21 protein-coding genes are annotated in these 24,962 nt (G+C 69.1%); 10 read left to right on the forward strand and 11 right to left on the reverse strand.

Annotated elements, in window-relative coordinates:
* The first annotated feature begins 44 nt into the window (after positions 1-44).
* The 3 genes from EV668_RS12430 to metH all read left to right on the forward strand — a co-directional run bounded on the left by EV668_RS12430 (position 45) and on the right by metH (position 5,936).
* Positions 45-1,070 carry an ArsR/SmtB family transcription factor gene (locus EV668_RS12430; RefSeq protein WP_133770466.1) on the forward strand — a complete coding sequence of 342 codons (1,026 nt, stop codon included), beginning with the start codon at positions 45-47 and terminating at the stop codon, positions 1,068-1,070.
* On the forward strand, positions 1,070-1,990 hold the full coding sequence (gene metF / locus EV668_RS12435) for a methylenetetrahydrofolate reductase [NAD(P)H] (protein WP_133770468.1): 921 nt from the start codon (positions 1,070-1,072) through the stop codon (positions 1,988-1,990). The genes EV668_RS12430 and metF overlap by 1 nt, the downstream gene beginning before the upstream one ends.
* A gap of 199 nt (positions 1,991-2,189) precedes the next feature.
* The gene (gene metH, locus EV668_RS12440) at positions 2,190-5,936 is read left to right on the forward strand and encodes a methionine synthase (RefSeq protein WP_133770470.1); all 3,747 of its coding nucleotides are present in this window, start codon (positions 2,190-2,192) and stop codon (positions 5,934-5,936) included.
* Between the two features lie 36 nt (positions 5,937-5,972).
* On the opposite strand, the gene EV668_RS12445 is transcribed toward metH, so the two are convergent.
* Together EV668_RS12445 and EV668_RS12450 are read right to left on the reverse strand one after the other, a co-directional pair.
* Positions 5,973-6,749, reverse strand: a complete 777-nt coding sequence (locus EV668_RS12445; protein WP_133770472.1) for an SDR family NAD(P)-dependent oxidoreductase — start codon at positions 6,747-6,749, stop codon at positions 5,973-5,975.
* Positions 6,746-7,981 (reverse strand): MFS transporter, encoded by a 1,236-nt coding sequence (locus tag EV668_RS12450; RefSeq protein ID WP_166652444.1) that lies wholly within the window; start codon positions 7,979-7,981, stop codon positions 6,746-6,748. Before EV668_RS12450 ends, EV668_RS12445 begins: the two co-directional genes overlap by 4 nt.
* A gap of 128 nt (positions 7,982-8,109) precedes the next feature.
* Between EV668_RS12450 and EV668_RS12455 the strand changes: the two genes are divergently transcribed.
* The 5 genes from EV668_RS12455 (at position 8,110) to EV668_RS12475 (ending at position 15,363) form a co-directional block, all read left to right on the forward strand.
* Positions 8,110-8,661: a carboxymuconolactone decarboxylase family protein gene (locus EV668_RS12455; protein WP_133770476.1), complete on the forward strand. Its 552-nt coding sequence runs from the start codon at positions 8,110-8,112 to the stop codon at positions 8,659-8,661.
* Between the two features lie 496 nt (positions 8,662-9,157).
* Entirely contained in the window at positions 9,158-11,029 is a 1,872-nt protein-coding gene (locus EV668_RS12460; RefSeq protein WP_133770478.1) for a TRAP transporter large permease, read from the forward strand.
* A 97-nt stretch (positions 11,030-11,126) separates the two neighbouring features.
* Positions 11,127-12,113: a VWA domain-containing protein gene (locus EV668_RS25665; RefSeq protein WP_133770480.1), complete on the forward strand. Its 987-nt coding sequence runs from the start codon at positions 11,127-11,129 to the stop codon at positions 12,111-12,113.
* A 29-nt stretch (positions 12,114-12,142) separates the two neighbouring features.
* A complete protein-coding gene (locus EV668_RS12470) occupies positions 12,143-13,765 on the forward strand; it encodes an acyl-CoA synthetase (protein WP_133770482.1) in 1,623 nt (540 codons plus the stop codon).
* Between the two features lie 98 nt (positions 13,766-13,863).
* Complete coding sequence (locus EV668_RS12475; protein WP_133770484.1) at positions 13,864-15,363, forward strand: fumarate hydratase; 1,500 nt, start codon at positions 13,864-13,866, stop codon at positions 15,361-15,363.
* Positions 15,364-15,409: 46 nt separating this feature from the next.
* Here EV668_RS12475 and EV668_RS12480 read toward each other — a convergent pair whose 3' ends face one another.
* Together EV668_RS12480 and pncA are read right to left on the reverse strand one after the other, a co-directional pair.
* On the reverse strand, positions 15,410-15,700 hold the full coding sequence (locus EV668_RS12480; protein WP_133770486.1) for a hypothetical protein: 291 nt from the start codon (positions 15,698-15,700) through the stop codon (positions 15,410-15,412).
* 154 nt (positions 15,701-15,854) lie between these two features.
* A complete protein-coding gene (pncA, locus tag EV668_RS12485; protein ID WP_133770488.1) occupies positions 15,855-16,484 on the reverse strand; it encodes a bifunctional nicotinamidase/pyrazinamidase in 630 nt (209 codons plus the stop codon).
* A 119-nt stretch (positions 16,485-16,603) separates the two neighbouring features.
* On the opposite strand from pncA, the gene pcaDC reads away from it, so the two are divergent.
* Entirely contained in the window at positions 16,604-17,794 is a 1,191-nt protein-coding gene (gene pcaDC / locus EV668_RS12490; protein WP_133770489.1) for a bifunctional 3-oxoadipate enol-lactonase/4-carboxymuconolactone decarboxylase PcaDC, read from the forward strand.
* A gap of 7 nt (positions 17,795-17,801) precedes the next feature.
* Here pcaDC and EV668_RS12495 read toward each other — a convergent pair whose 3' ends face one another.
* From EV668_RS12495 to groES, 3 genes are all read right to left on the reverse strand, one after another.
* Positions 17,802-18,935 (reverse strand): Fic family protein, encoded by a 1,134-nt coding sequence (locus tag EV668_RS12495; protein ID WP_133770491.1) that lies wholly within the window; start codon positions 18,933-18,935, stop codon positions 17,802-17,804.
* A gap of 214 nt (positions 18,936-19,149) precedes the next feature.
* Positions 19,150-20,793, reverse strand: a complete 1,644-nt coding sequence (gene groL / locus EV668_RS12500; protein WP_133770493.1) for a chaperonin GroEL — start codon at positions 20,791-20,793, stop codon at positions 19,150-19,152.
* 45 nt (positions 20,794-20,838) lie between these two features.
* Positions 20,839-21,129: a co-chaperone GroES gene (gene groES, locus EV668_RS12505; protein ID WP_133770495.1), complete on the reverse strand. Its 291-nt coding sequence runs from the start codon at positions 21,127-21,129 to the stop codon at positions 20,839-20,841.
* 347 nt (positions 21,130-21,476) lie between these two features.
* Between groES and EV668_RS12510 the strand changes: the two genes are divergently transcribed.
* Positions 21,477-21,971 carry a PaaI family thioesterase gene (locus EV668_RS12510; RefSeq protein ID WP_133770497.1) on the forward strand — a complete coding sequence of 165 codons (495 nt, stop codon included), beginning with the start codon at positions 21,477-21,479 and terminating at the stop codon, positions 21,969-21,971.
* Positions 21,972-22,022: 51 nt separating this feature from the next.
* Here the strand turns inward: EV668_RS12510 and EV668_RS12515 are convergent, their stop codons facing one another.
* The 4 genes from EV668_RS12515 to EV668_RS12530 form a co-directional block, all read right to left on the reverse strand.
* Positions 22,023-22,808: a bestrophin-like domain gene (locus EV668_RS12515; protein WP_133770499.1), complete on the reverse strand. Its 786-nt coding sequence runs from the start codon at positions 22,806-22,808 to the stop codon at positions 22,023-22,025.
* 90 nt (positions 22,809-22,898) lie between these two features.
* Positions 22,899-23,426 (reverse strand): chromate transporter, encoded by a 528-nt coding sequence (locus EV668_RS12520; protein ID WP_133770501.1) that lies wholly within the window; start codon positions 23,424-23,426, stop codon positions 22,899-22,901.
* 25 nt (positions 23,427-23,451) lie between these two features.
* Positions 23,452-24,021 carry a chromate transporter gene (locus EV668_RS12525; RefSeq protein WP_133770503.1) on the reverse strand — a complete coding sequence of 190 codons (570 nt, stop codon included), beginning with the start codon at positions 24,019-24,021 and terminating at the stop codon, positions 23,452-23,454.
* A 49-nt stretch (positions 24,022-24,070) separates the two neighbouring features.
* The gene (locus EV668_RS12530) at positions 24,071-24,919 is read right to left on the reverse strand and encodes a DMT family transporter (RefSeq protein WP_245513140.1); all 849 of its coding nucleotides are present in this window, start codon (positions 24,917-24,919) and stop codon (positions 24,071-24,073) included.
* Positions 24,920-24,962 lie beyond the last annotated feature (43 nt).

Below are 24,962 nucleotides of genomic sequence, written 5' to 3' on the forward strand. Positions count from 1 at the left end.
CGGCGGGCTTGCAACGGCGGTCGATTAGACATAAACATATCTTTATGTCTCTTTCTGACCTGCGAGCGAGGCCGGCGATCGGCCTCCAGGAAGCGGTGTCGGCCCTCCGGGCGGCCGCCGAGGAGACGCGGCTGCGCGTCCTCGTCCTTCTGGCGGAGGGCGAATTGTCGGTCTCCGACCTCACCGACATCCTCGGCCAGTCCCAGCCGCGAATCTCGCGTCATCTGAAGGTCCTGGTCGAGGCCGGGCTCGTCGCGCGCCACCGCGAGGGGGCCTGGGCCTTCTTCCGCCTCGCGGAAGGCGCGGCGAGCGAGTCGGTGCAGACCCTGCTGGACGCGCTCGACCGCGCCGATCCCCGCTTCGCGGAGGATCGGGACCGGCTCGCCGCGGTGCGGGGCCGCCGTTCCGAGGCGGCCCAGGCCTTCTTCGCCCGGCTGGCGCCGCGCTGGGACGAGCTGCGCTCGCTCCACGTCTCCGAGGACGATGTCGAGGCGGCGATCCTCGCCGCCGTCGGCCCCGCGCCGATCCGCAATCTCCTCGATCTCGGCACCGGGACAGGCCGCATGCTGCGGCTGCTCGCGCCGAAGGCCGAGCGCGCGGTCGGGCTCGATGCGAGCCACGACATGCTCGCCGTCGCCCGCGCCAGCCTCGCCCGCGAGGGGCTTCACCGCGTCGAGCTGAGGCAGGGCGACCTACACGCGCCGCCCTTCCCGCGCGGCGGCTTCGACCTCGTCGTGATGCATCAGGTGCTGCATTATCTCGACGATCCCGCCCGCGCCGTGGAACAGGCCGCGCGCCTCCTGGTGCCGGGAGGCCGATTGCTGGTCGTCGATTTCGCGCCCCACGGGATCGAGCAATTGCGCGAGACGCAGGCCCATCGCCGGCTCGGCTTCGCGCAGGATCAGATGGCGGCCTGGTTCGACGAGGCCGGCCTCGCGCCCGAGATCGGCCGCGACCTGCCGCCGCCCGCCGGCGGCGGTGCCGACCGGCTCACCGTCTCGCTCTGGCTCGGCCGGGATCGCCGGGCCGCGCATTCCACCGGAACGGCCCTGCGCCGGGAGGTCGCCTGATGTCCGCCGTGTCATTCCGCCCGAGCCGGCACGCCACGAGGCCGATCCGCGTCTCCTTCGAGTTCTTCCCGCCGAAGAGCGAGGAGATGGAGAAGACGCTCTGGTCCTCGATCGAGCGCCTCGCGCCGCTGCGTCCGAACTTCGTCTCCGTCACCTACGGTGCCGGCGGCTCGACCCGCGAGCGCACGCACCGCACGCTCGAGCGCATCCTCGGCGAGACGGCCCTCCGGCCCGCCGCGCATCTCACCTGCGTCGCGGCGACGCGCGAGGAGGTGGACGAGGTCGTCCGCGGCTATCGCGACACGGGCGTGCGCCACATCGTGGCTTTGCGCGGCGACCCGTTGGCGGGCATCGGTGCGGCCTACGAGGCCCATCCCGGCGGTTATGCCCAGACCAGCGATCTCGTCGCCGGCATCAAGGCGATCTCGCCCGATTTCGAGGTCTCGGTCTCGGCCTATCCCGAGAAGCATCCCGAAGCGCCCTCGCTCGAGGCCGATCTCGACGCGCTCCAGAAGAAGGTCGATGCCGGGGCGGACCGGGCCATCACCCAGTTCTTCTTCGATAACGACCTCTATCTGCGCTACCTCGACAAGGTGCATGCGCGCGGCATCGACGTGCCGATCGTGCCCGGCATCCTGCCGGTCCAGAACTTCAAACAGGCGAAGAGCTTCGCCGAGCGGGCCGGCGCCAGCGTGCCGGAATGGCTCGGCGCCCGCTTCGAGGGGCTGGAGAACGATCCGGAGACGCGCAAGCTCATCGCGGCCGCGGTCGCGGCCGAGCAGGTCTTCGACCTCGTCGACCGCGGCGTGCGCGACTTCCACTTCTACACCATGAACCGCGCCGACCTCGTCTACGCCATCTGCCACCTCCTCGGCCTCAGGGCCGAGGCGGGGCCGGCGGCAGAGAAGGCGGCCGCGTAACTCCACGGCAACCCTCCCCCTAGCGGGGAGGGCGGGCTCGGGCGACAGCCCGAGCCGGGTGAGGGTGGTGCCGGTTCGCACGAGCGTGCCGTCCCGGTTCCACCCCCACCCCGGTCCTCCGCTTCGCTCCGGCTCGGCCCTCCCACAAGGGGAGGGAAGGCGGGGCGCCGAGCTTCAGGCTCACCCGAAAGACGACGTGATGACCGATCACACCGCCGACCCCGCCTCCGCTCTCCGCGCCGCGGCGCGCGAGCGCATCCTCGTCATGGACGGGGCGATGGGGACCGAGATCCAGAACCTGAAACTGACCGAGGCGGATTTCCGGGGCGAGCGCTTCCGGGATCACGGGCACGACCAGAAGGGCAACAACGACCTCCTGATCCTGACCCAGCCCGAGGCGGTGCGCGACATCCACCTCGCCTATTTCATGGCCGGGGCGGACATCGTCGAGACCAACACCTTCTCCTCGACCTCGATCGCCCAGGCCGATTACGGCCTCGAATCCGCCGTGCACGACCTCAATGTCGAGGGCGCCCGGCTCGCCCGCGAGGCCGCGCGGATGGCGGAGGAGAAGGACGGCCGACGCCGCTTCGTCGCCGGCGCGGTCGGACCGACCAACCGCACCCTCTCGATCTCGCCGGACGTGAACGATCCCGGCTTCCGCGCCGTCACCTTCGACCATGTCCGCGATGCCTATGCCGAGCAGGTGCGCGGGCTGATCGAGGGCGGGGCGGACCTCATCCTCATCGAGACGATCTTCGACACGCTGAACGCCAAGGCGGCGATCGTCGCCTGCAAGCAGGTCTTCCGGGAGGTCGGCCGCGACCTGCCCATCATGATCTCGGGCACCATCACGGACCTCTCCGGCCGCACGCTCTCCGGCCAGACGCCGACGGCCTTCTGGCATTCGGTGCGGCACGCGGAGCCGATTACGATCGGCCTCAACTGCGCGCTCGGCGCGAAGGAGATGCGGGCGCATATCGCGGAGATCGCGAAGGTCGCCGACACCCTCGTCTGCGCCTATCCGAATGCGGGCCTGCCGAACGAGTTCGGCCTCTACGATGAGAGCCCCGAGGCGACGGCCGCGCTCGTCGGCGAATTCGCCGCGAGCGGCCTCGTCAACGTCGTCGGCGGCTGCTGCGGCACGACGCCGGCGCATATCCGGGCGATTGCGCAGGCCGTCGCCGGCAAGGCGCCGCGCGAAATCCCCGAGATCGCGCCCCTGATGCGCCTCTCGGGCCTCGAGCCCTTCACGCTGACGAAGGACATCCCCTTCGTGAATATCGGCGAGCGCACGAACGTGACCGGCTCGGCGCGGTTCCGGAAGCTCATCACCAACGGCGACTACGCGGCCGCGCTCGACGTCGCCCGCGATCAGGTCGCGAGCGGCGCCCAGGTCATCGACGTCAACATGGACGAGGGCCTGCTCGATTCGCTGCGCGCCATGGTCGATTACCTCAACCTCGTCGCCTCCGAGCCCGACATCGCGCGCGTGCCGGTCATGGTCGATTCCTCGAAATTCGACGTGATCGAGGCCGGCCTCAAATGCGTCCAGGGCAAGCCGATCGTGAACTCGATCTCGATGAAGGAGGGGATCGAGAAGTTCAAGGCGGAGGCCTCGATCTGCCGCGACTACGGCGCGGCGGTGGTCGTCATGGCCTTCGACGAGGTCGGGCAGGCCGATACGCAGGCGCGCAAGGTCGAGATCTGTACCCGCGCCTACAAGATCCTGACCGAGGAGGTCGGCTTCCCGCCTGAGGACATCATCTTCGATCCGAACGTCTTCGCGGTCGCGACCGGCATCGAGGAGCACGACAATTACGGCGTCGACTTCATCGAGGCGACGCGGATCATCACCTCGACCCTGCCGCATTGCCACATCTCGGGCGGCGTCTCGAACCTGTCGTTCTCGTTCCGCGGCAACGAGCCGGTGCGCGAGGCGATGCACGCGGTCTTCCTCTACCATGCCATCCAGGCGGGCATGGATATGGGCATCGTCAATGCCGGCCAGCTCGCGGTCTACGACAACCTCGATCCCGAATTGCGCGAGCTCTGCGAGGACATCGTCCTCAACCGCCGCAAGGGCGAGGTGCCGAGCCCGACGGAGAAGCTGCTCGACGCGGCGGAGCGCTTCAAGTCCGGCGGCGGCGTGCAGGCCCGCGTCCAGGACCTCGCCTGGCGCGAATGGCCGGTCGGCAAGCGGCTCGAACACGCCCTCGTGAACGGCATCACCGATTTCATCACCGTCGATACCGAGGAGGCCAGACAGGGCGTCGCCCGGCCGCTCCACGTCATCGAGGGGCCGCTGATGAGCGGCATGAACGTCGTCGGCGATCTGTTCGGCGCGGGCAAGATGTTCCTGCCGCAGGTCGTGAAGTCGGCCCGCGTGATGAAGCAGGCGGTCGCCTACCTGATGCCCTTCATGGAGAAGGAGAAGGAGGAGACTGGCCAGTCGCAGATGGCCGCCGCCGGCAAGGTGCTGATGGCGACCGTCAAGGGCGACGTGCACGACATCGGCAAGAACATCGTCGGCGTCGTCCTCCAGTGCAACAATTACGAGGTGATCGATCTCGGCGTGATGGTGCCGGCCCAGAAGATCCTCGACACGGCGCGGGCCGAGAAGGTCGACGTGATCGGCCTCTCGGGCCTCATCACGCCCTCGCTCGACGAGATGGCGCATGTCGCCGCCGAGATGGAGCGCGAGGGCTTCTCGATCCCGCTCCTGATCGGCGGGGCGACGACGAGCCGCGTCCACACCGCGGTGAAGATCCACCCGAATTACGGGGCCGGCCAGGCGATCCACGTCAACGACGCGAGCCGGGCCGTCGGCGTCGTCTCCTCGCTCCTCAGCACCGAGCAGAAGGTCACGTATATCGACCAGGTCCGGGCGGAATATGCCAAGGTCGCCGAGTCCCATGCGCGGGCCGAGGCCGAGAAGAAGCGCCTGCCGATCGCGGCCGCGCGCGCCAATGCCCACAAGATCGACTGGCCGTCCTACCGGGCGACGAAGCCGAGCTTCACCGGCACGCGCGTCTTCGGCAGCTACGACGTCGCCGACCTCGTGCCCTATATCGACTGGACGCCCTTCTTCCAGACCTGGGACATGCGCGGCCGCTTCCCGGCCATCCTCGAGGACGAGAAGCAGGGCGAGGCGGCGCGCCAGCTCTACGAAGATGCGAAGGTGATGCTCGACCGCATCGTGGCCGAGCGCTGGTTCAACCCCAAGGCGGTGATCGGATTCTGGCCGGCCAACGCGGTCGGCGACGACATCCGCCTCTATACGGGCGAGAGCCGGGCGGAGACCCTGACCACGTTCCACGGGCTGCGCCAGCAGCTCGGCAAGCGCGACGGGCGCCCCAATCTGTGCCTGTCGGACTTCGTCGCGCCCGAAGGCACGGTGCCGGATTATCTCGGCGCCTTCGTCGTCACGGCCGGGATGGAGGAGGTTCGCATCGCCGAGAAGTTCGAGCGGGTGAACGACGATTACCGCTCGATCCTCGTCAAGGCGCTGGCCGACCGCGTCGCCGAGGCCTTCGCCGAGCGCATGCACGAGCGCGCGCGCCGCGAGTTCTGGGGCTACGCGCCCGACGAGGCCCTGTCGCCCGACGACTTGCTGCGCGAGACCTATCGCGGCATCCGCCCGGCGCCGGGCTATCCCGCCCAGCCCGACCATACCGAGAAGGAACAGCTCTTCGCGCTTCTCCAGGCCGAGCGCCGCATCGGCGTGCGGCTGACGGAAAGCTACGCGATGTGGCCGGGCTCCTCGGTCTCGGGCCTCTATTTCGGCCATCCCGACGCCTATTACTTCGGCGTCGCCAAGGTCGAGCGCGACCAGGTCGAGGATTATGCCCTGCGCAAGGGCATGGCCATCGAGGAGGTCGAGCGTTGGCTCTCGCCGATCCTCAACTACGACCCGGCCGCCTATCGGCTGCGCGAGGCGGGGTAGTTCCAACCTCGTCGGGATGAGGAGGCCGGGCGCCCCTCAGAAGATCGTATAGGCGCCGTCGATCACGAAGCTGTCGCCGGTGTGGTAGCGGCTCGCCTCGCTCATGAGATAGGCGGCGATGCCGGCGAAGTCGTCGCCGGTTCCCCAGCGGCGGTGCGGGATGCGCGGCAGGACGTTGCCGGAGAAGCGCTCGTCGGCGATCTTGCCGGCCGTCATCTCCGTCTCGATCCAGCCCGGCACGATGGCGTTGGCGGTGATGCCGTAGCGGGCATATTCCACGGCGAGGGCCCGCATCATCACGTTGAGCGCGCCCTTGCTCGCGCCATAGGCGACGGCGCCGGCCGGGCCGTGCACCGTCGAGGTCGAGGAGGTGGCGACGAGGCGCCCGCCCGGATCGCCGGCCTTGGCGCGCGCCACCATGTGCCGGCTCGCGGCGCGCAGCGTGAAGAAGGTGCCGTCGAGATTGACGTCCATCACGCCGCGCCAGGCCTCCGCCGTGAGCTCGTGGAAGGCCGTGCGCTCGAGCGAGCGGCCCGCATTGGCGAAGCAGCCGTCGAGCCGTCCGAACTCGGCGAGGAGCTCCGCCATCCGCTCCTCGACCTCGTCCTCGCGCGAGACGTCGCAGCGTTGGACCAGGACCCTGCCGCCATGCTTGCGCAGCTTCGCGCCGGCGGCCTCGTTCTTGTCGGGATTGCCGCCCCAGATGGCGATTCCGGCTCCGCCCCGGGCGAGTCCCTCGGCCATGCCGAGCCCGATGCCTCCATTGCCTCCCGTCACGAGCGCGACCTTCCCGGTCAGATCGAACATCCTCATCCCCTCGTTGTCGGCCGGCCGGCCAGGACCAGGATCGCAGCCCCGGTCATGAGGATCATGCAGGCGATCACCGGCACCGCATAGCCTCCCGTCGCGTCGCGCAGAATGCCGAGGGTCAGCGGCCCGAAGGCATAGAGGAACTGGTTGAAGGCGGTGACGAGACCGACGACCACGCCGAAGGAGCCGGCGGCGAACTCGTCGAGCACGATCAGGGCCGGCAGGACATTGGCGTTGCCGAGCGCGAGCCCGATCAGGAAGCAGCCCCCGTACAGGACGGGCGCGGCGGGCCAGATCAGCATCGCGCCGAGCGCCGCGGCCTGGAGCGCGAAGCTCGCGGCCGCGACGGATCGGCGATCGAGCCGGTCGACGAAGGCAGCCATCGCGACGCGGCCGACCAGCGCCCCGCCGGTCGTCAGCGCGATGGCGAAGCCGGTGCCGTCGACCCCGAGCGTCGGCAGCAGGAACGCCACCTGGTGGACCAGGAAGCCGACCTGCGCCAGCAGGCCGAACCCGAAGGGCAGGGTGATGAGCCAGTAGCGCCGGGAGGCGAAGACCTCGCGGCGGCGCAGCGGTGCGGGGAGCGGGCCCGGATCGCGCCTCCGGGGCGACGACGGATCGGCGGGCCGGCTGCGCTCGGCGTCGAGCCAGGAGGCCGAGGGCGGTCGCACCAGCACGACGACCAGCGTCGCCGCGAGCAGGGCCGAGACGGCGGCGGCGAGCCAGGTGCCGTGCGCGAAGCCATGGGAATCGATGGCCTTGATGAGCAGCGGGGTGACGGTGAAGCCCGCCACGCTCGCACCGTTGAGGGCGATCGAGATCGCAAGTCCCCGGCGCCGGTCGAACCATGGCCCGAGGACATTGGCGATCGCGGTGCTGCCGGTGAGCGCCCAGCCGGCCGCCATCGCGACCTGGACGACGAAGAGCTGGGGGATGGTGGTGACGAGGGGCAGAAGCGCGACGCTCCCCGCCATCACCCCGATCCCGATGACGATCGCGGCCCGCCGGCCGAGCCGGTTCTGCGCCTCGGGCACGAAGGCGAGGAAAAGGGCGCCGACGACGTAATGGAGCGTGATCGCTCCGGAGACGAGCGATGCCGGCCAGCCATGGATGCGCTGCAGGGCGGCGAGGAACACGCCCTGCCCGTAGAAGCCGAACCCCCAGGCGAACAGAGCCATGGAGAAACAGGCGACGACGGCGGGCCAACCCGTCCGCCCCGCATGCCCGTGCCCCATGACGCTCCTCGACGCTCCTCGACGCACCGGTCGGGGAAGCTTGAGCATGCCGGTGGAGGCTTGACCAGCGTCGAGGCGTCATGACGGGACGGCTTGAGCGGCGGCCCTTCCCGAACTAGTCAGGGGGCATGAGCCGCATTCCCGACATCGACCCCGCCACCCTGAATCCGGAGGGACGCGCCGTCTACGACGCCATCGCCTCGGGGCCGCGCGGCGTGGTCCAGGGTCCGCTGCGGGTCTGGCTGAACTCGCCCGGCCTCGCCGACAAGGCCCAGGCCCTCGGCGCCTTCTGCCGCTACGGCACCTCGCTGCCGACGCGGCTGTCGGAGCTGGCGATCATCGTCACCGGCGCGCATTGGCGCTCGGGCTTCGAATGGCATGTCCATGCCCCGATCGGCATCGAGGCCGGCCTCGATCCGGTCGCCGTCGAGGCGATCCGCACCGGCGCCGAGCCCGTGCTGGAGAAGGCGGACGAGCAGGCGGTCTACGCCTTCGCGTCCGAATTGCTGCGCAACAGGGTGGTTTCGCAGGCGACCTACGACCGGGCGGTCGAGGTCCTCGGCGCGAAGACCGTCGTCGAGCTGGTCGGGATCCTCGGCTATTACGGCCTGATCTCGATGACCATCAACGCGTTCGAGGTGCCCGTGCCGGAGGGCGCGAAAGAGCCTTTCGCGCCCTGACGGCTGCGATCCCGCGACCTTTTCTCGTTCCATAGTGTGGAATCTCGTTGCGGGCGTCATCGCATCTTGACGATTTTGCCTGCCGCAACTCGGTCCATATTGTGAAACTGTGCTGATTTCTGGGTACGATCCCGGCTGGTTTCGGATCGCGACCCAGAATTCACTTGAACCGTCGTTTCAAGCTCGTTAGCCGTGCCTCAACATCGTCGGCCCGCCAAAGGACCGCGAAGAGGGAGTCCAGGCGCTCGGCGCCTGCCGAGGAGAGCATGGATGGACGGATCGCGACGCCGCCTGTCGGCAAGGGCAATGTCAGTCGGCAAGGCGCCGGCCCCGCCCCCCGTTCCTGTCGAACCGGTCCGCGCATCCCGCTTCGGCGCCGCCGCTCTCGCCCCGATCCCGACCTGACGCCGTCCTGACGCGAACAGCCGGCCGGTCCTCGATCCGGCCGCTTCCGCCCCCTGACCGGGCCATCGGCGAGTGCCCGACGAGAGAGTTCATGACCGCCACGCTTGATCCCATCGCCGCCCCGCTCTCCTTCAATGCCGAGAGCGAGGCGCCGCATCGCGGCTCGAAGCTGCTGAAGCCCATCGAGATGATCTCGGCCGCGCTGCTGGTCGTCGTCATCCTGCTGCTGCTGGCCGGCGTGATCTCGCGCTACGTGTTCTCGCTGCCGATCGTCTGGGTCGACGAGGCCGCGTCGATCTCCTTCCTCTGGCTTGCGATGCTGGGTTCGGCCATCGCCTTCGACCGCAACGAGCACCTGCGGCTGACCTTGTTCCTGAACAAGATGCCGCCCCGGCTCCAGCGCTTCGTCGACGCGTTCGCGCCGCTCTGCGCGGTCGCGTTCCTGCTGGCTCTCGTCATGCCCTCCCTCGAATATGCGATGGACGAGTGGTACATCACGACGCCGACGCTCAACATTCCGAACGCGTTCCGCGCCGCGGCCATCCCCTTCGGCATCATCCTGATGCTGGGCATCGTGCTGCGCTACACGTTCAAGGTCGCGGACCGGCGCCAGATCATCCTGGCCGCGCTCGTGATCGCCGCCATCACGCTGGCCCTGTGGTATTTCTCGCCGAGCCTCGTGCGCGCGGGCAACGTCAAGCTGGCGCTGTTCCTCGTCGTGTTCGTCGCGGTGGGGCTTGCGGCCGGCGTGCCCATCGCCTTCTGCTTCGGGCTCGGCACCCTGTCCTATCTCGCCTTCGGAACGAACGTGCCGACCATCGTCATGGTGGGACGCATGGACGAGGGCATGAGCGGCATCATCCTGCTCTCCGTGCCGATCTTCGTGCTGCTGGGCTGCGTCCTCGACGCGACCGGCATGGGCAAGGCGATCGTCGACTTCCTCGCCTCCCTGCTGGGGCACGTGAAGGCCGGCATGTCGTACGTGCTGCTCGGCTCGCTGTTCATCGTCTCGGGCATCTCTGGCTCGAAGGTCTCCGACATGGCGACCGTCGCGCCCGCCCTCTTCCCCGAGATGAAGCGGCGCGGTCATTCCCCGCGTGAGATGATCGCGCTGCTGGCGACCGGCGCGGCGATGGCGGACACGGTGCCGCCGTCGATCGTGCTGATCGTGCTCGGCGCCGCCGCGGGCGTCTCGATCGCCGGATTGTTCACCTCGGGCATCGTGATCGCCGCGGTCCTGCTCGCGGCCCTCGTCGGGCTCGCCCGCTGGAAGAGCCGCCACGAGGACATGCACGGCGTCCGCCGCGCCACGATGGGCGTCATCGGCCGCGCCATGGTCATCGCGGCCCCCGCCCTCGTCCTGCCCTTCATCATCCGCTCGACGGTTGCGGGCGGCGTCGCCACCGCGACGGAGGTCTCGACCATCGCCGTGCTCTACGCGATGTTCATCGGGATCATCCTCTACGGCGGCATCTCCTGGAAGACCTTCTACGGGATGCTGGTCGAGACCGCCTCGCTGACCGGCGCGATCCTGCTCATCCTCGGCACCGCCCTCGCGATGGCCTGGGCCATCACCCAGGCGGGCGTCGCCCAGAACATCGCCTCCTTCATGACGGGCCTGCCGGGCGGCTGGATCACCTTCATGGCGCTGACGATCGTGGTCTTCCTGGTCCTGGGCTGCATCCTCGAGGGCCTGCCCGCCATCGTGCTGATGGCGCCGCTGATGTTCCCGATCGCCAAGAACCTCGGCATCAACGACATCCACTATTCGATGGTGGTCGTCACCGCGATGAATATCGGCCTGATGACGCCGCCGATCGGGATCGGCTTCTATCTCGCCTGCCGCATCGGCGACGTCTCGCCCGACGAGGCCATCGGCGCGATCTGGCCCTATCTCATCGCGCTGATGGTGGGCCTCGTCGTCATCGCCTACGTGCCCTGGCTGTCGACCGCCTTCCTCTGACCGTCTCGGGATCCGGCGGCGTCGCGGCGTGCCGGCGCCTTGCCAGCGGGAAGCGCGAGGCTATGACGAGACGGCGTTCCTCCCGGCGACGAAGGGCATGACGATGCTGAGAGCCGTGTGCGTCCTTCTCGGTGTCGCCATGCTCCTCGCCGTCCAAGGCGCGGCGCATGCCGAGGCCCCGGCCACGATCATCGTGCTCGACGGATCGGGCTCGATGCGGGGGAAGATCGGCGGCCGCGCCAAGCACGAGATCGCGCGCGAGACCGTGATGGACGTGCTGCAGCGCTTCCCGCAGGGGCGGGCGCTCGGATTGATGGCGTATGGCCATCGGACCAAGGGCGAATGCGGCGATATCGAATTGATGGTCCCGCCGGCGAAAGGCAGTGCCGCCGCCATCGGCGAGGCCGTCAAGGGCATGCGCTTCCTCGGGATGACGCCGCTCTCCGAGGCCGTCCGGCAGGCGGCTGCCGCGCTCCGGCACACCGAGCAGGCCGCGACCGTCGTTCTGGTCACGGATGGGCTCGAGACATGTCGGGCCGACCCTTGCGCCGTCGGCGCGGAACTCGAGGCCTCGGGCGTCGATTTCACGGCGCATGTGATCGGGTTCGGCCTGACGGCGGCGGAGGGCGCGAAGGTGGCCTGCCTCGCCGAGAAGACGGGCGGGCGCTACATCGCCGCCGGCGACAGGAAGGCCCTCGCCGAGGCGCTGCAGGAGGCCGTCGCCGAACCCTCTCCGGCTGTCGCTCCCGCTCGGCGGACCTATCATCCCGGCCGACCCCTGATGCCCGACGTGGCGCTGGAGCCCACGGGGGGAACGACCGGCGACACGGCCGAGGCCCCTCCGCAGGTGACGTTCCCGCCGACGGGCACGATCGCGCAATGTGCCAAGGTCTGCGAGGACCAGACGCTCTGCGCGGCCTGGCGCTACGAGCCCAAGGGCAGCCATTTCATCGATGACGCCCGTTGCTTCACGTTCGGAGCCGCCACAGAATTCGACTGGAAAACCTACGATCCGGCCGAGGGCTGGGCCTCGGGCATCAAGGACGGCGCGCGCCTCCTGATCCGGCCCTATCCGGAACCGTAGCGCGTCAGGATCATCCCCAGGAGCTACGATTGAGTCTTCCAGAATCGCCCAAGGGCGGTGTCGCGCCCTGCACGCGGCGGGTGATGAACCTCGCCCATTTCCTGCGCCAATCGGCCCGCCGTCATCCCGACGACGTCGCGATCGTCTGGGGCGAGCGGAGCTGGACCTGGCGCGAGATGGATCGGCGCGTCGACGCCATGGCGGCGGCGCTCGCGGCCCGGGGCGTCACGAAGGGCGACCGCATCCTCGTCCAGGCCCGCAACTCGAACCAGATGTTCGAATCGATGTTCGCCGCCTTCCGCCTCGGCGCGGTCTGGGTGCCGACGAATTTCCGCCAGACCCCGGCGGAGGTCGCCTATCTCGGCGAGGCGAGCGGCGCCACCGCGATGATCTGCGACGCCGTCTTCCCGGACCACGCCACGGCGGCCCGCGAGGCCGCGCCCGGCATCCGCTTCGTGATCGCGATCGGCGGCGGGGCGGAGGGCGCGCTCGGCGAGGATTACGATGCCGTCGTCGCGGCCCATGACGGCGAGGCGGCTCCCGTCGCCGATGTCGAATACGACGATCCCTGCTGGTTCTTCTTCACCTCGGGCACCACGGGCCGCCCGAAGGCGGCCGTCCTGACACATGGGCAGATGGCCTTCGTCGCGACGAACCATCTCTGCGATCTGATGCCCGGCACGACGCATCGCGACGCCTCGCTCGTCGTCGCGCCGCTGTCGCATGGCGCGGGGGTGCACCAGCTCGCCCAGATCGCTCACGGCGCGACGACCGTCCTGCTGCCCGGCGAGCGCTTCGACATCGCCGAGGCCTGGCGGCTGATCGAGCGATGGCGCGTGACGAACATGTTCACCGTCCCGACCATCGTGAAGATGCTGACCGAGCATCCCGCGATCGACCAATACGATCATTCGTCCCTGCGCTACGTCATCTATGCCGGCGCGCCGATGTATCGGGAGGACCAGAAACATGCGCTGAAGAAGCTGGGCAAGGTTCTCGTCCAGTATTTCGGGCTCGGCGAGGTGACGGGCAACATCACCGTCCTGCCGCCCGCCCTGCACGAGATCGAGGACGGCCCGGCGGCGCGCATCGGAACCTGCGGCTTCGAGCGGACGGGGATGCAGATCTCCATCCAGGACGATCAGGGCCGCGAGGTTCCCGCCGGGCAGCAGGGCGAGATCTGCGTCTGCGGCCCGGCCGTCTTCGCGGGCTATTACGACAACCCCGAGGCCAATGCGAAGGCGTTCAGGAACGGCTGGTTCCGCACCGGCGATCTCGGCCATCAGGATGAGGAAGGCTTCCTCTACATCACCGGCCGCGCCTCGGACATGTACATATCCGGCGGCTCGAACGTCTATCCGCGCGAGACCGAGGAGAAGGTCCTGACCCATCCGGCGGTGGCCGAGGTCGCGATCCTCGGCGTGCCGGACAAGACCTGGGGCGAGGTCGGCTACGCGGTCTGCGTCCTGCGGCCGGGCGAGAGCCTCGCGGAGGCCGATCTCCTCGCCTGGCTCGAGCCGAAGATCTCCCGCTACAAGCTGCCGAAGCGGGTCTTCTTCTGGGACGAGCTGCCGAAATCGGGCTACGGCAAGATCACGAAGAAGAACATCCGCGCCGAGCTCGAGGCGAGGGGGCTGCTGCCGGAGGCGTAGCGTCCCGGCACCGCTTCTCCCGCAAGGGGAGAGGCAGCCCGCATGACGCCGAGCGCGCGGCGTGCTTGATACGCGTCGGGAGGAGCGGGACGGCGACCATGGCCATCATCAGCGAGGACGACCTCATCCAGAGCGTGGCCGACGCGCTCCAATTCGTCGCCTCCTACCACCCGGCCGATTTCATCGCGCATCTCGCCGAGAGCTATCGGCGGGAGGAGAGCCCGGCGGCGAAGGACGCGATCGGGCAGATCCTGGTCAATTCCCGCATGGCCGCCTTCGGCCGCCGGCCGATCTGCCAGGATACCGGTGTTGCGACGGTGTTCATGAAGGTCGGGACGGGCGCCCGCCTCGACACGAGGCGGTCGCTCCAGGACATTATCGACGAGGGCGTCAGGCGAGCCTGGCGGGAGGAATCGAACCCGCTCCGCGCCTCGATGGTGGCCGAGCCTCTCTTCGATCGCCGCAACACGGGCGACAACACGCCGGCCAATCTCCATGTCGAGCTCGTGGCCGGCGACCTCGTCGAGGTGCATGTCGCGGCCAAGGGCGGCGGTTCGGAGAACAAGGCGAAATTCGCGACGCTCAATCCCAGCGACTCGGTGGTCGAGTGGGTGCTGCGCACGGTCGAAGGGCTCGGGGCCGGCTGGTGCCCGCCGGGCCTCCTCGGGCTCGGCATCGGCGGCTCGGCCGAGAAGGCCATGGTGATGGCGAAGGAGGCTTTGTTCGAGCCTCTCGACATGCAGGCGCTCAAGGCGCGAGGGCCGCGCACGAAGCTCGAGGAGCTGCGGATCGAGATCTGCGACAAGGTCAACGCCCTCGGCATCGGCGCGCAGGGCCTCGGCGGGCTGACGACGGTGATGGACGTCAAGATCCGGACCTTCGGCGTCCATGCCGCCTCGCTTCCGGTCGGGCTGATCCCGCAATGCGCGGCCGACCGGCATGTCCACTTCACGCTCGACGGCTCGGGCCCGGCGAGCTTCGTCCCGCCCTCGCCCGACCTCTATCCCGAGATCGTCCTCGCCGGCGCGGGCACGGCCCGGCGCGTCGATCTCGACCGCCTGTCGCGGGAAGAGGTCGCATCGTGGCGCGCGGGCGAGACGCTGCTGCTGTCGGGCCGCCTTCTGACGGGCCGGGACGCCGCCCATCTGCGGATGACGCGGATGCTCGCGGCCGGAGAGGCGCTCCCCGTCGATCTGCGCGACCGCGCCATCTATTACGTGGGCCCGGTCGACGCCGTCCGGGACGAGGCCGTCGGCCCCGCCGGTCCCACCACCTCGACCCGCATGGACAAGTTCGTCGAACCGCTGCTCGCTGAAACCGGGCTTCTCGTCATGATCGGCAAGGCCGAGCGCGGGCCGGCCGCGACCGAAAGCATCGCCCGCCACGGCGCGGCCTATCTGATCGCGGTCGGCGGCGCGGCCTATCTCGTCTCGAAGGCGATCCGGTCGTCCCGCGTCCTCGCCTTCGCCGATCTCGGCATGGAGGCGATCCACGAATTCGTGGTCGAGGACATGCCGGTCACGGTGGCGGTCGACGCCGCTGGCGGCTCCGTCCATCGGGACGGGCCCGCCCTCTGGCGCCGCGCTGCGGCGGGGTGAGGCGGAGCGCCGTCACGGCGCCCCGCTTCCGGTCATCCGGTCCCGGTTACTCGGGATTGCAGCGTTCCTGGCGCACGGTCGTCGAGGTGCCGTCCGGGCCTTCCTGGCGCGTCACGGTGGAGGCGCAGCCGGGCGGCGTCGCGGGTGCGATCGAGCCCGTGGTCGGCGGATTGTCCGGCATGACGCGATCGACCACCGGGGGCGGTCCCATCTCCGCCGGGCGCGTCATGACGGGCCCAGGATCGCGTTCGATGATGGTCGTCGTGCCCTGCGCCAGAGCAACGCCCGGCAATGCGACGGCCGACAAGGCAAGAAGGCCAAGGAATCCGGCTCTCATGTCATGATCTCCTGCTGATGGGATCATCAACAGGCATCCGCAGATCCGGTTCCGTCGATGTCGACGCGGATCATCCGGCGAGCGAGCGGCCGAACAGCTTGGCCGTTGGCGCTCTCGTCTTCCGGATACGCAGACGGTCCGCGCGATCCGGCAGCTATGCGAGGACGGCCGGGCTCCGGATCCGTCGCACGCCCGCCTCCGCCATCGCGGTCCAGGCCCGGTCGAGCGAGCCGTCGAGGTCGATCGCGCGGCAGCCATCCTCCACCACGCTCACCGCGAACCCCGCCGCGCGCCCGTCGAGGGCCGTCCAGACGACGCAGAAATCGGTCGCGAGACCGCAGAGGTAGAGATGCTCGATCCCGCGCTCGCGCAGATAGCCGGCGAGGCCCGTCGGCGTGGTGCGGTCGGCCTCGACGAAGGCGGAATAGCTGTCGATCGCCAGATGGTGGCCCTTGCGGATGACGAGCTGGGCCTTGTCGATGCGCAGGGCCGCGGCGAAGGCGGCGCCGTCCGTTCCCCGCACGCAATGGTCCGGCCAGAGGACCTGCGGCCCGTATGGCATCGCCACCGTCTCGAAAGGCGCCTTGCCCTCGTGCGAGCTCGCGAAGGAGAGGTGGCCCGGCGGATGCCAGTCCTGCGTCGCGACGACGACCTCGAAACGCTCGACGAGCGCGTTGGCGAGGGCAATGACGGCGTCGCCGTCCGGAACCGCGAGGCGTCCGCCGGGGAGGAAGTCGTTCTGCACGTCGACCACGAGCAGGGCGTCGGTTCGGGAGATCGTCATGATGGGGTACGCATAGAGTCAGATCGCGCGCATGGCGATCCGTCGGCCGCGTTCGGCGTTGCCTGCGGTCGAGACTGGGATTTGCATCGGCGCGGCGGGCGCCGGACGGGGAGAGGGCCATGCCGACGATCGAGGCCAACGGGGTCACGCTGAACTACCGGATCGACGGCCCGCCCGACGCGCCGGTCATCGCCTTCTCGAACTCGCTCGGAACCACCCTGGCGATGTGGGACGCACAGGTCGCGGCGTTGTCGGGCGGCTTCCGCTGCCTGCGCTACGACACGCGCGGCCATGGCCAGTCGAGCCTGCCGCGCGGGAAATTCTCCGTGGAGGTGCTCGCCGAGGACCTCGCCGCCCTGATGGAGGGGCTCGGCATCGGGCATGCCCATGTCGTCGGCCTCTCCCTCGGCGGCATGACCGGGCAGGCTCTGGCGGCGGCGCGTCCCGACCTCGTCGACAGGCTGATCCTGGTCGCGACCTCGTCCTACCTCCCGCCGGTCGATCTGTGGCTCGATCGCGCCCAGATGGTGCGCGCCCGCGGCATGGGATCGGTGGCCGAGAACGTCGTCGGACGATGGTTCACGCCGCTGAACCAGACCAGCGACGGTGCGCTCGCGACGCGGCGGCGGCTCGAGGAGGAGATCTCGCCCGAAGGCTACGCCGCCTGCTGCGAGGCGATCGGTGCCATGGACCTGCGCGAGCGGATCGGGGCGGTCACGGCGCCGACCCTCGTCATCTCCGGAGGAGCCGATCCCTCGACGCCGCCGATCATGGGCGAGGAGATCGCGGCGCGCATTCCCGGCGCCGAGTTCATCGTCGTCCCGGAGACGGCGCATATGATCGCGGTCGAGCGCGCCGAGACGCTGAACGGGCTGATCCTGTCCTTCCTCGGCGGCAGCGCGGCCGCCGCTCCGGATCGCACGGGGTCCGGCGGCCCCGCGACGGAGATCGCCGATGGGCTCGGGCGAAGCCGGACCCTCCTCGGCGACGCGGAGGCCGACCGCATCCGCGCCGAGGCGGGAGCCTTCGGCGCGCCCTGGCAGGATTTCGTGGCGCGCTATGCGTTCGGCGAGGCCTGGGGCGACGAGACCTTGCCCTGGAAGACCCGCTCGCTCGTGACGCTCGCGCTGACGGCAGCGCTCGGACAAGAGGACGAGTTCAAGCTCCACCTGCGGCCCGCTTTGCGGAACGGTGTCACGCCCGACGAGCTGCGGAGCCTCCTCAAGCACAGCGCCGTCTATGCCGGCCTCCCCGCCGGAACCGCCGCCTTCCGCTGGGTCCGGGAGGTGCTGGGCGAGGAGCTCGCGTGAGGGAGGCTCAGGGCTCGATGGATGGCCGATCTCCGACAGCCGGAACGTCGAGCGCGTATCGCGTGTAGCGCCGCTCCCCGGTGCGGACGAGGGCGCCCAGTTCGACGAGGTCCTGCAGGTCCCGTGTCGCGCTGGCGCGCGAGGTCCGCGCGATGCTGATGTAGTTCTCGGCGCTGAGGCCGCCGGCGAAGCCGTCCGGTCCTGCCCGGAACAGGCGTGCGACGACCTTCTCTTGCCGGTCGTTCAGCCGTCCGCGAAACCTGTCGTAGAACCGCGTCTTGGCGATGGCGAACTCGACCCGCGCGATCGTCGTCCGCTGCGCGTCGAGGACGAGATCGCCGAAATATCGGAGCCACCCGTCGATCTCGAGCGACTTGTTGCCGTCTTCGAGCGCCGCATAATACGCCTTGCGGCCGCGTTCGATCGTAGAGGCGAGGGCGATCAGGCTCGGATGCCCGAGGCACTGGGCCAGCGCCTTCTCCGAGAGCGCCCTGCCGATGCGGCCGTTCCCGTCCTCGAAGGGGTGGATGCATTCGAAATGGAGATGCGCGATGGCCGAGCGGGTCAAAGCGGGCAGGGGGGTCGCGCCGTCCGGCGCCGTCGCATTGAACCAGTCGACGAAAAGCTCCATGTCCGCGGCGACGCGGCCGGAAGGCGGCGCCTCGAAATGGACGCGAGGCCGATAATCGGGGCCTGAGACGACGCGCATCGGCTCGGCATGCCTGCGCCACCCGCCGACGACCCCGATGGAACGGTCGGCCGAGAGCAGCATGCTGTGCCAGTCGAAGAGCGTTCGATCGTCGAGCGGACGCGCGAAGTGGCGATAGAGATCCGCCATCATCCGGGAGACGCCGCGCTCGATCGGTCGAACCCCCGGCCTCTCCGCGCCGAGGCCGAATTGCTGGCGCAGCGACGATTGAACGCTGTCCCGGTCGAGGATCTCGCCCTCGATGGCCGAGGTCTGCACGGCCTCGTCGCTGATCAGGTCGATCCTGAGCGTCTCCTGATCCTCGGCGTCGACATGCCGATAGGCTCCGACCAGCTCTCCGGAACGGACGAGGAAGGCCCGCTCGCGCGCCTCCATCGCGGCAGGGTCGTAGGAGAAGCTCGGCCAGGAGGCCTGCTGCCAGATCCAGGTCATGAGCGATAGACCGCCGTTCTATAACTCATAATACGCCGATTATTGAGTTATAGAAGGAGGCGGCGGTGCCATTGCCGGCCCGGCAAACGAAAAGGGCCGGCTTTCGCCGACCCTTCCGTAGTGCAGGGACTGGGTTGGAGTGGACTTAGAAGTCCATTCCGCAACCCAGGTCCGGCTTGCCGGACCTGGGCCTGAGACTTGGGTTGGAATGGACTTAGAAGTCCATTCCGCCCATGCCGCCCATGCCGCCGCCGGGCATGGCGGGGGCCGATTCCTTCTTCGGCGCTTCGGCGATCATGGCCTCGGTGGTCACGAGGAGACCGGCGACCGACGCGGCGTTCTGGAGCGCGGCGCGGACGACCTTGGCCGGATCGACGATGCCCGCCTGGAGGAGGTCACCGTACTCTTCGGTCTGGGCGTTGAAGCCGAAGGTCTCGCCGCCGTTGTCGAGGATCTTCCCGACGACGATCGAACCCTCGACGCCCGCGTTCGAGGCGATCTGACGGACCGGAGCCTCGAGCGCCTTCAGGACGATGTTCACGCCGGCCTGCACATCGGCATTGTCCGACTTGATGCCCGAAGCCGCCTTCTTGGCGAGCAGCAGAGCGACGCCGCCGCCGGGGACGATGCCTTCCTCGACCGCCGCGCGGGTGGCGTGGAGGGCGTCGTCGACGCGGTCCTTCTTCTCCTTGACCTCGACCTCGGTCGAGCCGCCGACGCGGATGACCGCGACGCCGCCCGCGAGCTTGGCCAGGCGCTCCTGGAGCTTCTCACGGTCGTAGTCCGAGGTGGTCTCCTCGATCTGCGCCTTGATCTGCGCCACGCGGCCCTCGATGTCCGACTTCTCGCCGGCGCCGTCGATGATCGTGGTGTTCTCCTTCTCGATGCGGACGCGCTTGGCGCGGCCGAGCATCTGGAGCGTCACGTTCTCGAGCTTGATGCCGAGGTCCTCGGAGATCGTCTGACCGGCGGTCAGGATCGCGATGTCCTCGAGCATGGCCTTGCGGCGATCGCCGAAGCCCGGCGCCTTGACGGCCGCGACCTTGAGGCCGCCACGGAGCTTGTTGACGACGAGCGTGGCGAGAGCCTCGCCCTCGATGTCCTCGGCGACGATCAGGAGCGGCTTGCCGGTCTGAACGACGGCCTCGAGCACCGGCAGCATGGCCTGGAGCGACGAGAGCTTCTTCTCGTGGATGAGGATGTAGGGGTCCTCGAGCTCGGCGACCATCTTCTCCGCATTCGTGATGAAGTACGGGGAGAGGTAGCCGCGGTCGAACTGCATGCCCTCGACGACGTCGAGCTCGGTCTCGGCGGTCTTGGCCTCCTCGACGGTGATGACACCCTCGTTGCCGACCTTCTGCATGGCGTGGGCGATCATCTCGCCGATTTCCTTGTCGCCATTCGCCGAGATCGTGCCGACCTGGGCGACCTCGTCGGAGGAGGCGACCTTCTTGGAGCGGCCCTCGATGTCCTTGACGGCCGCAGCGACGGCGAGATCGATGCCGCGCTTGAGGTCCATCGGGTTCATGCCGGCGGCGACCGACTTGGCGCCCTCACGGACGATGGCGGCGGCGAGAACGGTCGCCGTCGTCGTGCCGTCGCCGGCGACGTCGTTCGACTTCGAGGCCACTTCGCGCACCATCTGGGCGCCCATGTTCTCGAACTTGTCGGCGAGTTCGACTTCCTTCGCGACCGTCACGCCGTCCTTCGTGATGCGCGGAGCGCCGAAGGACTTCTCGATGACGACGTTGCGGCCCTTGGGGCCGAGCGTGACCTTGACCGCGTCGGCCAGGATCTCCACGCCGCGGAGCATCTTGTCGCGGGCGTCGGAGGAGAAGCGTACGTCTTTGGCTGCCATGTGTCAGACCTCTGATTGATGGGGTTGCGGAAAGGCGGGGCCTGCTTACGCGGCGACCACACCCATGATGTCGCTCTCCTTCATGATGAGGAGATCTTCACCGTCGATCTTCACTTCGGTGCCGGACCACTTGCCGAAGAGGATGCGGTCGCCGGCCTTCACGTCGAGCGGATTGACCTTGCCGTTCTCGTCACGCGCGCCGGGGCCGACGGCGACGATCTCGCCCTCTTGCGGCTTCTCCTTGGCGGTGTCGGGAATGATGATGCCGCCCTTGGTCTTCTCTTCGCTCTCGATGCGACGGACGACGACGCGGTCGTGCAGCGGACGGAACTTCATGCGTAACCTCGTGGACGCTGTAGGTTGGAGAGCGGCCGATCCGTGAGATGCAACCGTCTGGCCTTGGATTAGCACTCTCGGCCCGAGAGTGCCAAGGCTGCGGCGGACATAGGCGCGGAGGGGTGGAGCGTCAAGGGGATTCGCCAGCATGTCCGGCTGTGAAGCACGGGCGCGGGCCTCGATGTCCTGCCCGCGACGGCTGCCCACACGTGCTGTCCAATACGCCCTGCCCATGTAGGGCCGTGGCGGAGAGGGTCAAGGAGGAGGGAATGCGAAGGGTTAACCGTCCCGCAGCTTGACGCGGGCCCGCCTGAACAGGCGTATATGCGCTTTTTGAGAGGATCGTCATGAAGGCTGGGACCGAAGCAGGCCTCGTCGCGCGCGAGACGGTGCTGGGCGAGAGCGGGCTCGAACTGCTGCGCGGGATCCTCGACGGCCGCCACCCGCCGCCGCCCTTCGCGCTGACCACGCAATGCGTGCTCGACGAGGTCGAGGAGGGACGAGTCGTCTTCCGCGGCACGCCGACCGCGGCCTTCCTCAATCCGCTCGGCTCGGTCCACGGGGGCTGGACGGCCGGCATCATGGACAGCGCCATGGCCTGCGCGGTCCATTCGACCCTGAAGGCCGGCCAGGGCTATACGACGCTCGAATTCCGGGTCCATCTCGTCCGGGCGGTCCTGCCGAGTTCGGGCGAACTCGTCTGCGAAGGCCGCATCGTCCATCGCGGCGGCCAGGTCGCGACCTCCGAGGGCTATCTGAGGGATGCCGGCGGCCGGCTCTATGCGCACGGCACCGAGACCTGCCTGATCTTCGATGCCGCCGCGCGGGCGGCGCGGGGATGAGGCGAGGGGCAGGACGGGAGGGGCAGGAGGCGAGGGACGGGATGGCCCCTCCTACCGCTGCAGGAGCGCCTGCATCGAAATGGGCTCGATCGAGATCTGGCCGATGAAGGGCCGGTCATGCGCCAGGATCACGAAATAGGCGGCCGAGACCACGACGACATAGATGTGCCCGGCCACGATCTGCATGCGGAAGGCGTGGTTGTTGCAGAACAGGATGGCCAGCAGGGTCGCGGTCGAGATGAGCCACATGGCGATCCATTGCGCCCAGGTGATGCCGGCATTGGAGGCGGCGATGCGGGCCAGCCGCGCATGCCGAATGTCGAGGAGCTGGTTCAGCAGCGGCGTGTAGGTCGTCGGGCTGCCGGTCGACGCCTCGCGCGAGACGAGCGTGATCGCCGAGAGCAGATGGGCTTCCGCGCGCTCGAAGACCGGGTCCTCCTGCGGGGTGCTCAGCTTCATGGCCGGCCAATCGACCGCGACGACCTCCCGCAGATACGCCCTCAGAGACCCGCCGATCGTCGCTTGCGCGTCCGCCGGCAGGGTCGCCGCCAGGACCATCGCGTTCTCGACCGCGTCGGCCTCGCGCTGGACGGCGTTCCTCGCGGCGACCGCGTCGTTCCAGATCCCCGCCGCCGAGAAGGCGACGATGAGGGCGAACAGGCCGCCGCAGGCGTTGATGAGCGACTCGCGGAGCGGCAGCGGCTCATGAGGCTCGTATCCCAGCAGCGGGACGGTGATGCGCACGAGCCCGATCAGAAGCCAGCACGACGCCGTTCCCATCGCCAGGACGACGAAGAACATCACGGACAGCGGAAGCTGATGGAAGGCGATGAACATGCGGATGACCGTGACGCGACAGAGCTTACCAAATAGAGCAGGATCTGTCGCCGCGAATGGCGTCCGTATGACAGAACAAGGAAGGCGCGCTCAGAGCAATCCCGCCGCGCCGAGCGCAGCCGCTGTTCCGAAGCACCAGAGCGGATTGATCTTCGTCAGATAGCTCACCGCCGCGGTCACCACCGCGACGGCGACCAGCGGGGAGCTCGTTCCCGTGGCCCGCGTCAGGATCCAGGCGGTCGCCGCGATGAGGCCGACCGTCACGGCCGAGAGGCCGTTCTGAACGGCCGGGCGCCACGGAGCGTTCTTCATCCTGTTCCAGAGGTGGAACACGCCGTAGGTCAGAAGGCTGGTCGGCCCGACCATCGCGACCGTCGCGACGAGGGCGCCCGGAATGCCGGCGACGCGCCAGCCGATCAGCGTCACGATGAGGACGTTCGGTCCCGGCGCCGCATTGGCGATGGCGAAGAGCGCAGCGAATTCGGCATTCGTCATCCAGCCCTGGGTCTCGACGACCATGCGGTGCATCTCGGGCACCACGGCATTGGCGCCGCCGATCGCGAGGAAGCCGATCAGGAAGAAGCGCCAGGCGAGCTGAGCGAGCAGGAGAGACGTCATGAGAGCTGAGCGAGCAGGAGGGACGTCATGGTGCCCGCTCCCGCCAGGCGAGCGCGATCGAGAAGGGCGCCAGCACGACGACGGCCAGCAGCAGCGGCCAGCGCAGGAGCGCGACCAGGACGAAGGTCACCAGGATGATGGGCGCCGCGCCCCAGGGCCTTCGGCGCAGCATGGGCATGGCCATCTTCGCCGCCATCGCGATGACGAGGCCGGCTGCGGCCGCCGCCATGCCGTCGAGCGCGCGGTCGACGGCCGGCACGTCCTTGAACCCGGCATAGAGCGTCGCCAGCGCCAGCACGATGACGATCGGCAGCAGCGTCAGGCCGAGGATCGCGGCGAGCGCGCCGCGGGCGCCGTGGAAGCGGGCGCCGATCGCGACGGACATGTTGACGATGTTCGGCCCCGGCAGGAGCTGGCAGAGCGCGAGCATGTCGGTGAACTCGTCGGAGGTCAGCCAGCGCCGGCGCTCGACGAGGACGAAATGGGCCCAGGGCAGGACGCCGCCGAACGAGAAGGCCGCGACCCGCATGAAGCCGAGGAAGAGTTCGAGGCTGGTCGGGACCGGCGCGGGTTCGGCGGGCTGCGAGGCGGTCATGCGGCCTCCTTTCCGGAGGCGCGATAGCGGGACGCCGCTCCCTTGTCGATCACCGCCGGGCGATGGTCCAGGCGGAGCCGACGATCAGGATGGCGCCGCACCAGGCCCAGAGCGTCGGCACCTCGCCGAAGACGACGAGGCCGAAGAGAACCGCCCAGATCAACGCCGTGTAGTCGAGAGCGGCGAGCCGCGCCGCCTCCGCGGCGGCATAGGCCCGCGCGAGAAGGAGATGGCCCGCGACGCCGAGGGCCCCGATCGCGATGAGGGCCGGCCACAGGCTCCCCGAGGGCGGGAGCCAGACCCACCCCGCCGGGCCGACGAGGATCAGCGCCGGGCCGATATTCTGGATCGCGACGATGGTCACGAGCGGGTCCCGCTGCGCCCGCGCCCGCAGCAGCACGTTCGAGGCGGAATAGCCGACCGCCGAAACCAGCACGGCGGCGACGCCGAGCAGGGAGCTCGTCCGGTCCCCCGCGCCGCCGGACAGGCCGCCCCACACGATCAGTGCGACGCCCGCGAAGCCGGCGGCGAGGGAGGCGAGAACCCTGGGGCCGATCCGCTCGCCGAGGATCAGCGACGCGAAGACGACGGTGACGGCCGGCGAGATGAAGGACAGGATCAGCACCTCGGCGAGGGGAAGCTGGCCGAGCGCGTAGAAGAAGCTCGTCGCGGTGATCACGACGATCACCGCCCGCAGGCCGTTGGCGACGATCGCCTCGCGGCTCGGCCAGCCCGGCCGCTCGATCGCCAGCAGCACGATCATGACGGCGGTGCCGACGAGATAGCGCAGGAAGGCGATCTCGAGGACGGGCAGGCGGGCCACCGCGCCCTTGATGATCGCATCCATCGCCGACAGGAGGGCGATGCCGAGGATGGCCTGGACGACCGGGCGGGACACCGGACCCCTCCGAGGAAGCGGGCGGGCCGCGACCGCCGAGGCG

Source organism: Enterovirga rhinocerotis (assembly GCF_004363955.1).
GTDB lineage: Bacteria > Pseudomonadota > Alphaproteobacteria > Rhizobiales > Beijerinckiaceae > Enterovirga > Enterovirga rhinocerotis.

Coding starts and splice junctions, on each gene's coding strand:
- EV668_RS12430 (WP_133770466.1), top strand. CDS start 45: ATGTCTCTTTCTGACCTGCGAGCGAGGCCGGCGATCGGCCTCCAGGAA.
- metF (WP_133770468.1), top strand. CDS start 1,070: ATGTCCGCCGTGTCATTCCGCCCGAGCCGGCACGCCACGAGGCCGATC.
- metH (WP_133770470.1), top strand. CDS start 2,190: ATGACCGATCACACCGCCGACCCCGCCTCCGCTCTCCGCGCCGCGGCG.
- EV668_RS12445 (WP_133770472.1), bottom strand. CDS start 6,749: ATGAGGATGTTCGATCTGACCGGGAAGGTCGCGCTCGTGACGGGAGGC.
- EV668_RS12450 (WP_166652444.1), bottom strand. CDS start 7,981: ATGGGGCACGGGCATGCGGGGCGGACGGGTTGGCCCGCCGTCGTCGCC.
- EV668_RS12455 (WP_133770476.1), top strand. CDS start 8,110: ATGAGCCGCATTCCCGACATCGACCCCGCCACCCTGAATCCGGAGGGA.
- EV668_RS12460 (WP_133770478.1), top strand. CDS start 9,158: ATGACCGCCACGCTTGATCCCATCGCCGCCCCGCTCTCCTTCAATGCC.
- EV668_RS25665 (WP_133770480.1), top strand. CDS start 11,127: ATGACGATGCTGAGAGCCGTGTGCGTCCTTCTCGGTGTCGCCATGCTC.
- EV668_RS12475 (WP_133770484.1), top strand. CDS start 13,864: ATGGCCATCATCAGCGAGGACGACCTCATCCAGAGCGTGGCCGACGCG.
- EV668_RS12480 (WP_133770486.1), bottom strand. CDS start 15,700: ATGAGAGCCGGATTCCTTGGCCTTCTTGCCTTGTCGGCCGTCGCATTG.
- pncA (WP_133770488.1), bottom strand. CDS start 16,484: ATGACGATCTCCCGAACCGACGCCCTGCTCGTGGTCGACGTGCAGAAC.
- pcaDC (WP_133770489.1), top strand. CDS start 16,604: ATGCCGACGATCGAGGCCAACGGGGTCACGCTGAACTACCGGATCGAC.
- EV668_RS12495 (WP_133770491.1), bottom strand. CDS start 18,935: ATGACCTGGATCTGGCAGCAGGCCTCCTGGCCGAGCTTCTCCTACGAC.
- groL (WP_133770493.1), bottom strand. CDS start 20,793: ATGGCAGCCAAAGACGTACGCTTCTCCTCCGACGCCCGCGACAAGATG.
- groES (WP_133770495.1), bottom strand. CDS start 21,129: ATGAAGTTCCGTCCGCTGCACGACCGCGTCGTCGTCCGTCGCATCGAG.
- EV668_RS12510 (WP_133770497.1), top strand. CDS start 21,477: ATGAAGGCTGGGACCGAAGCAGGCCTCGTCGCGCGCGAGACGGTGCTG.
- EV668_RS12515 (WP_133770499.1), bottom strand. CDS start 22,808: ATGTTCATCGCCTTCCATCAGCTTCCGCTGTCCGTGATGTTCTTCGTC.
- EV668_RS12520 (WP_133770501.1), bottom strand. CDS start 23,426: ATGACGTCTCTCCTGCTCGCTCAGCTCGCCTGGCGCTTCTTCCTGATC.
- EV668_RS12525 (WP_133770503.1), bottom strand. CDS start 24,021: ATGACCGCCTCGCAGCCCGCCGAACCCGCGCCGGTCCCGACCAGCCTC.